Source organism: Halomonas sp. 707D4 (genome assembly GCF_024158685.1).
Lineage (GTDB): Bacteria > Pseudomonadota > Gammaproteobacteria > Pseudomonadales > Halomonadaceae > Vreelandella.
Map to the genome: position 1 here is coordinate 1 of NZ_JAMZBD010000154.1, position 6,510 is coordinate 6,510.

Annotated in this window: 5 protein-coding genes and 2 pseudogenes; 6 read left to right on the forward strand and 1 reads right to left on the reverse strand. The window is 66.7% G+C overall.

The genetic code is table 11. From position 1 onward, the window contains the following. Nucleotides 1–888: pseudogene (locus BIS11_RS08420) on the reverse strand (APC family permease); the annotation flags it as partial. Nucleotides 889–1,159: 271 nt separating this feature from the next. Here BIS11_RS08420 and BIS11_RS08425 point away from each other — a divergent pair. The 6 genes and pseudogenes from BIS11_RS08425 to BIS11_RS08450 form a co-directional block, all read left to right on the forward strand. Beyond that, a complete protein-coding gene (locus BIS11_RS08425; protein WP_253422415.1) occupies nucleotides 1,160–2,584 on the forward strand; it encodes a PLP-dependent aminotransferase family protein in 1,425 nt (474 codons plus the stop codon). A 42-nt stretch (nucleotides 2,585–2,626) separates the two neighbouring features. After that, complete coding sequence (locus tag BIS11_RS08430) at nucleotides 2,627–3,292, forward strand: lysozyme-like domain containing protein (protein WP_253422413.1); 666 nt, start codon at nucleotides 2,627–2,629, stop codon at nucleotides 3,290–3,292. Between the two features lie 9 nt (nucleotides 3,293–3,301). Continuing rightward, nucleotides 3,302–4,042, forward strand: a complete 741-nt coding sequence (locus BIS11_RS08435; protein ID WP_253422411.1) for a sulfite exporter TauE/SafE family protein — start codon at nucleotides 3,302–3,304, stop codon at nucleotides 4,040–4,042. Between the two features lie 105 nt (nucleotides 4,043–4,147). Continuing rightward, nucleotides 4,148–4,534 (forward strand): hypothetical protein, encoded by a 387-nt coding sequence (locus tag BIS11_RS08440; protein WP_253422402.1) that lies wholly within the window; start codon nucleotides 4,148–4,150, stop codon nucleotides 4,532–4,534. Nucleotides 4,535–4,611: 77 nt separating this feature from the next. Beyond that, a complete protein-coding gene (locus BIS11_RS08445; protein WP_253422400.1) occupies nucleotides 4,612–5,997 on the forward strand; it encodes a YfcC family protein in 1,386 nt (461 codons plus the stop codon). Nucleotides 5,998–6,147: 150 nt separating this feature from the next. Then, nucleotides 6,148–6,510: pseudogene (locus BIS11_RS08450) on the forward strand (alkene reductase); the annotation flags it as partial.

Here is a 6,510-nt window from a genome sequence, read left to right on the forward strand (position 1 = left end):
ATCAGGTTGCTCGCCCAGGCAGCGTCGAACAGCACGCCCATGGCTTCCGGCACGGTCAGGCTGGCGTTTTCGAGTGCGGCGCTGTCGAGCAGCAGGCTGGTGCCGAGGATGATCAGCGAGTACCAGGCCACGGCCAGCAGTACCGCGAGCATCAGCACCTTGCCGATCGCCTTGTAGGGCAGGTCGATCTCCTCGGCGGCCTGGGGGATGACGTCGAAGCCGACGAACAGAAACGGCACCATCACCAGCACCGCCATGATGCCGGCGGCCACGCCCGCCTCATTCGGGGCGAACAGCGGCGACATGTTGGCGGTGCTGCCCTCGAACAGGGCGCCGGTGATGAACATCACGCCCACCACCAGAATCAGCCCGGTCACCACCTTCTGCAGCAGGGCGGCGGTGGTCACGCCGAAGTAGTTGATCGCCATCATGGCGAGCGAGCCGCCCACGCCGACGGCCACCCAGGTGGCCTTCACTTCCCAGCCGGCGATGGTCCACAGATGGCCCACCGCGTAGTTTGGCGCGATGTACTCGACCACCGTCGGCAGCGCCACGGCCTCGAAGGCTACGACTCAAGTACCCCAGAATGATCGCCCAGGTGCACAGAAACGACGGCCAGTGGCCGAGCGCCCGGTAGCTGTAGACGTGCTCGCCGCCCACTTTCGGCATGGCGGAAGCGAGCTCGGCGTAGGTCAGGCCCACCAGCACGATGGCGAAGCCGCCGACGATGAAGGCGAGAATGGCGCCCAGGCTTCCGGCGGACTGGATGGCGGTGCCGGTCAGCACGATCCAGCCCCAGCCGATCATGGCCCCGAAGGCCAGTGCCAGCACGTCCCCGCGTGCCAGTACGCGAACAAGCTTGGCTTGTTCAGAAGTCGATGTACTCATGATGATGTTTTCCTGGGTCGTTGATTGTTGTGTGAGCTTGGCGGCATTGTTGTTGAAAATGGTTTTTGGAGACGGTTATTGAAGACGCTTGCTGGAGGCGCCGCCCGCTGCCTGTGGGCTGAACGCGCCTGTCTCTACACGCTAGCAGGGTCACGGCGCGGCGCGAATGGACCACTTTGCGGTTTGACTGGACCACTTTGCGCCTTTGTGCGATAACGCCCGGATTTGGCGATGAATGTGCCGCGAAGGGTCATGCGTTGAGAGGGCGTCGATGAGCCGGGAAGAGATGCTGGAGACGTTCGCGGCGCTCTACGCGCGCGAGCCCGAGCGGTTGAGCAAGCAGGTGCGTATCGAGCAGGCCCTGCGCCAGGCGGTGACACGCCACTGGGCGCCAGGCAGCCGCCTGCCGGCGCACCGGGCGCTGGCCGCGCGGATCGGCTGCGCCCGCCAGACCCTGGCGCTGGCCATCGATACCCTGCTCACCGAGGAGCTTTTGAGAACGAGCCACGGCCAGGGCACCTGGGTACGCCGCAGGGCCTCCGCGCCGAATCTTTCGCCACTTAACACACCGCTTTCGCGGCGCGCCCGCCAGGTGCTGCGCGCGCCGGGTTCGAGCGCGATCCAGAGCGGCGCCTTCATGCCCGGCATTCCGGATATCGCCCAGTTCCCCATGCGCCGCTGGCGCCAGCTCTACGGCAGCGTCACCGTGGCCCAGAACGCGCTGCTGCTCTCCTACTCCACCGGCGGCTACGGGCCGCTCAAGCGGGCGATACGCGATTTTCTCGCCCGCTGGCGCCATCTCGACTGCGACGTCGACCAGATCATCATTACCGACGGCACCCACAACGGCATCGAGCTGTGCGCCATGGCGCTCACCGACGTGGGCGACACGGTGGCGATGGAGTCCCCCTGCTACTGGGGCGCGCGCAACATCTTCACCGCTGCGGGGCTGAAGCTCGCCCTGCTGCCCTGGGACCCGGCCCGGGGCCACCGGCTTCCCGCCAAGCCGCCGCCGGTGGCGCTCGCCTACCTGACCGGCACCCACCACTACCCGCTGAGCGAGCCGGCCAGCGCCCACCACAAGGGGGAGCTGTGCGAGGCGCTGGCGCCGGGCTACGTGCTGGAGGACGACTACGAGTTCACCGAAGGCGATCACGAGGCGCTTCTGTTCGACCCCGCCTCGCCGCGCCATTTGCTGGTGGGCTCGTTTTCGAAGATGATGTTTCCCGGCCTGCGCCTGGGCTACCTGGTGGTGCCGCGCCATCTGGCTGAGCCGATGAACCGCCTGCGCAGCGAGCTCTTTCGAGAGGGCCGCATGCTCGATCAGGCAGCGCTCGCCCAGTTCATCTTCGACGGTGACCTGGACCACTGGTGCCGGCGCATCCAGCGCGATTATCTTGGCCGCCAGCAGGTGCTCCACGACCAGCTGGTGAGCCTGCCCGGCGTAAAGCGGGTCTCGCCGCCGAGCAGCACCATCAGCCTGTGCGTGGAGTTCGAGCCCGGTATCGACGACGTGGCCATCGCCCAGGCGCTGTTGAAAGAGCACCTGATCGTGCGGGCGTTGAGCCCGGTGTGCGCCGAGCACGACCACCGAACGGGGCTGGTGATGGGCGTGGGCATGCTCTCCGGGGAGACTCTCAACCGCGAGGTGCTGCGCCTTCGCCACTGCCTGGCGGCGCTTCTGCGCACGCCATGACGACAAGACGCGCCAAGCGCCAATGACCACAGGGGATGACTCATGTTTCAACGCGCCGATACGACGCGCGGCCCGACGCGCCTGCTGCGCCACCTGGGAGCGCTACTGGCGCTCTCGCTGCTGACCGGCTGCGCCACCTTCGCGCCCAACCCGCCGCAGGACCAGAGCAACGTCTGCGAGATCTTTCGTGAACAGCCGAGTTGGTACGACTACGCCCGGGATTCCCACCAGCAGTGGGGCACGCCGATCGCAACGCAGATGTCGTTCATCCAGCAGGAGTCGTCGTTCAGAAGCCACGTGCGTCCGGACCGCAAGTACTACCTGGGCTTCATTCCCGGCCCCCGGCCCTCCTCGGCCAAGGGCTACGCCCAGGCCCAGGACCCGGTGTGGGGCGAGTACCGCGATCAGGCGGGGAGCCTGTTCGCCCGGCGCACCCACATGAAGCACGCCACCGACTTCATCGGCTGGTACAACGCCCGCACCCGGGCCCAGACCGGCATCGCGCTGAACAACCCCGAGCACCTCTACTACGCCTACCACGAAGGCGCCGGCGGCTATCAGCGCGGCACCTACCGCCAGAAGCCCCACGTGCTGCGCGCCGGGCGCGAGGTGGCGTCACGCGCCGGACGCTATCAGACCCAGCTCAACGCCTGCGAAGCCGAGTTCCAGTGCCGCAAGTTCTATCAGGTATGGCCTTTCTGCCGTTAAGGATTGTCGATGAGTTTTTTGATAGGTAGCGCCTTCGTCGGCGTGGTGTTTTTCACCTCGCTGCTGTCCGGCGTGTTCGGCATGGCCGGCGGGCTGGTGCTGCTCTGGTTTCTGCTGCTGGTGTTCCCGGCGGCCTCGGCCATGGCGGTGCACGGGGTGATCCAGCTCACCGCCAACGCCTCGCGCGCCTGGCTCTCCCGGCGTTTCATCCACTGGCGGGTGGTGGCGCTGATGGCGACGGGCGTGGTCGGGGCGGCGGGGCTTCTGCTGCTGTTTCGCTACAGCCCCGACGCCGCCACGGTGTCGATTCTGATCGGCCTGATGCCGATTCTGGTGTGGATGCCCAAGCGCTGGTTCCATCTCGACGCCAGCCGGGCGAGCCACGCGATCACCTGCGGGCTGGCCTCCGGGGGCCTGACCATCGCCGCCGGGGTCTCCGGCCCCTTGATCGACATCTTCTTCGTGCGCTCGCGGATGGACCGCCGCCAGGTGGTGGCGACCAAGGCGATGATCCAGGTGATCGCCCACAGCATCAAGATCCTGTTCTATCTCGGCGCAGCGCTGTCGCTGGGCGCCGCCGAGTGGGGCATCGTCGCGCTGGCCGCGCCCTTCGCCCTGGCGGGCACCCAGGTGGGCACGCGTATCCTGCACCGGCTGACCGATGCCAACTTCCGCGCCTGGACGCGCTGGATCGTCACCGCCATCGGCGTGTTCTACCTGATCCAGGGCATCACCCTGCTGGCGGGCTGACGTCGCTCTGCGCGATTGACAGGGTCATTGACGCAGGCTATCGTCTCGATGAATGTAAATGAGAAACATTTTTACCTTTGCCGAGCCGGCCGCAGGAGAATCGACATGACACGGTGGCGTGCCTCCCAGGAACAGCGTCAGCTGCGCCAGAAAATGATCTTCCTGCGGACCTCCTTCGAGGCCATGCAGCACGCCATCGCCCCGCGCCTGGCGGACCCGCTGCCCTGCTGGCTGGATACCGGCACCCTTGCGATGCTCGCCCGCGAGCTGACCAGCGCCTGCCGCGAGGCGCAGGCGAGCCTGGCACCGCCTTCGCGCACCCCGCTTTGCCTGGCCGCGAACCAGTGTCAGCTGCTGCTCAAGCAGTGCCCGGGCGTGCTCAGCAGCGCCGTGTGCCACCGCCAGCTCGGCGACATCGTGAACGCGCTGAACGAGGCGCTCGTGCACTCCGCGGCCCCCGCGCCCGCCCGGCGCTGGTTCTGGTCGTCTTGATTCGGGCACGGCGCGCACTGGTATGATAGCCGCCCACTCGGCGCCGCCGCTTACCTAAACGACCTACAAGGCCAAGCATGACTCCCGCCAACTCCCCGAATCCGCCCCGCCCGTGGTACCGCACGGTGCCGGACCCGATGGTCCTGATCTTCTTGATCCTGGTGGCCACCTATCTTCTGACCTTCGTGATCCCCGCCGGCGAGTTCGAGCGCATCACCGAGAACGGACGCACCGTGGTGGTGCCGGGCTCGTTTCACTACCTGAGCGACGTGGCGACCATCGCGCCCTTCGATATCTTCGTCGCCATTCCCCAGGGGCTGATCAACGCCTCCCAGTACCTGTTCATCGTGTTCATCGCCGGCGGGCTCTTCCATGTCCTGCAGAAGACCGGGGCGCTGGAGAACGCCATTGGCGTGGCGGTGAACAAGGTGGGCGTGCGCCGGCGCAACCTGATCATCACCGTGGGCACCTTCATCTACGGCTTCTTCGGCGTGGCCGTGGGCTACGAGAACAACATCGCCCTGGTGCCGATCGCGGTGCTGATCGCCAGCGCCATCGGCTGCTCTAGCCTGGTGGGCACCACCATGGCGGTGGGCGGCATCGGCGTGGGCTTCGCGCTCTCGCCGATCAACCCCTACACCGTGGGCGTGGCCCAGGGCATCGCGGAGCTGCCGACCTTTTCCGGCGCCTGGCTGCGCACGCTGCTACTGGTGGCATCGCTTGCCTTGCTTGCGCTCTACATCTGCAAGCGCGTGGTGCCCATGCCGTTCAAGGAGGCCGCCAACGCCGAGGGCATGAGCCGCCCGCTGCACGAGTACTCGCTCACCCGGCGCAACGTGGCCACGCTCGTCGCCTTCGTGCTGGGGCTTGCGGTGATGCTCTACGGGGTGTTCACCCGGGGCTGGTACATCAACGAGATCGCCGCGATGTTTCTGGTGATGGCGATCGTGATCGCCGCGCTCAACGGGCTCTCGCCCAACGCCTTCGTGGCGCGCATGATCGAAGGTGCCTCCAGCGTCACGGCGGGTGCCATGGTCATCGGCCTTGCCGCCTCGATCCAGGTCATCCTCGCCGAGGCGTCGATCATCGACACCATCGTCAATGGCCTGAGCGGGCTGCTCGACGGCGTGCCCGCCGGGCTGACCGCGATACTTGCGAGCGTGCTGCAGGGCGTGATCAACCTGTTCATCCCCTCCGGCTCCGGCCAGGCGCTGGTCACCATGCCGATCCTGATTCCGCTGGCGGATCTGGTCGGCATCAGCCGCCAACTGATGATCACCGCCTTTCAGGTCGGCGACGGGTTGACCAACCTGATCATCCCCACCTCTGGCGGGATGCTGGCGATGATCGCGCTGGGCCGGGTGAGCTACGAGCAGTGGCTCAAGGCCATCCTGCCGTTCATGGGGCTGGTGTATCTTCTGAGCTTCGCCGGGCTGGTGCTGGGCCAGGCCGTCGGCTACTGACGACCCTGCGCGAATCGCCGAGCAGCCAGAGCACAGGCTGCGCGGCGATTCGCGGGCTATGCTGGGTGGGGCAAGGCGCCACTGGAAACCAGTAGTAAACTGGTCTATTGTTTGCCGTGTCACTTCACTCAGCAAGAAGGAGTTTGCCGAATGGCTCATGAAACGCTTCTCGAACCGATCACGCTCGGCGATTTGACGCTGCCCAACCGGGTGATCATGGCGCCGCTGACCCGGGCGCGCACCCCGGACAGCGTGCCCGGCGAGCTGCAGCAGGCCTACTACGGCCAGCGCGCCAGCGCCGGGTTGATCATCAGTGAGGCGACCAACATCTCGCCCACCGCCCGCGGCTACGTCTACACGCCGGGGATCTGGACCGACGCGCAAGAGGCCGGCTGGAAGAAGGTGGTCGACGCCGTGCACGCCAAGGGCGGGCGCATCGCGCTACAGCTCTGGCACGTCGGGCGCGTTTCTCACGAGATGGTGCAGCCGGACGGCCAACAACCGGTCGCCCCC

Bases quoted from the DNA above. Each gene is read 5' to 3' on its own strand.
- BIS11_RS08445 (WP_253422400.1), top strand. From the start codon at position 4,612: ATGACTCCCGCCAACTCCCCGAATCCGCCCCGCCCGTGGTACCGCACG.
- BIS11_RS08430 (WP_253422413.1), top strand. From the start codon at position 2,627: ATGTTTCAACGCGCCGATACGACGCGCGGCCCGACGCGCCTGCTGCGC.
- BIS11_RS08440 (WP_253422402.1), top strand. From the start codon at position 4,148: ATGACACGGTGGCGTGCCTCCCAGGAACAGCGTCAGCTGCGCCAGAAA.
- BIS11_RS08435 (WP_253422411.1), top strand. From the start codon at position 3,302: ATGAGTTTTTTGATAGGTAGCGCCTTCGTCGGCGTGGTGTTTTTCACC.
- BIS11_RS08425 (WP_253422415.1), top strand. From the start codon at position 1,160: ATGAGCCGGGAAGAGATGCTGGAGACGTTCGCGGCGCTCTACGCGCGC.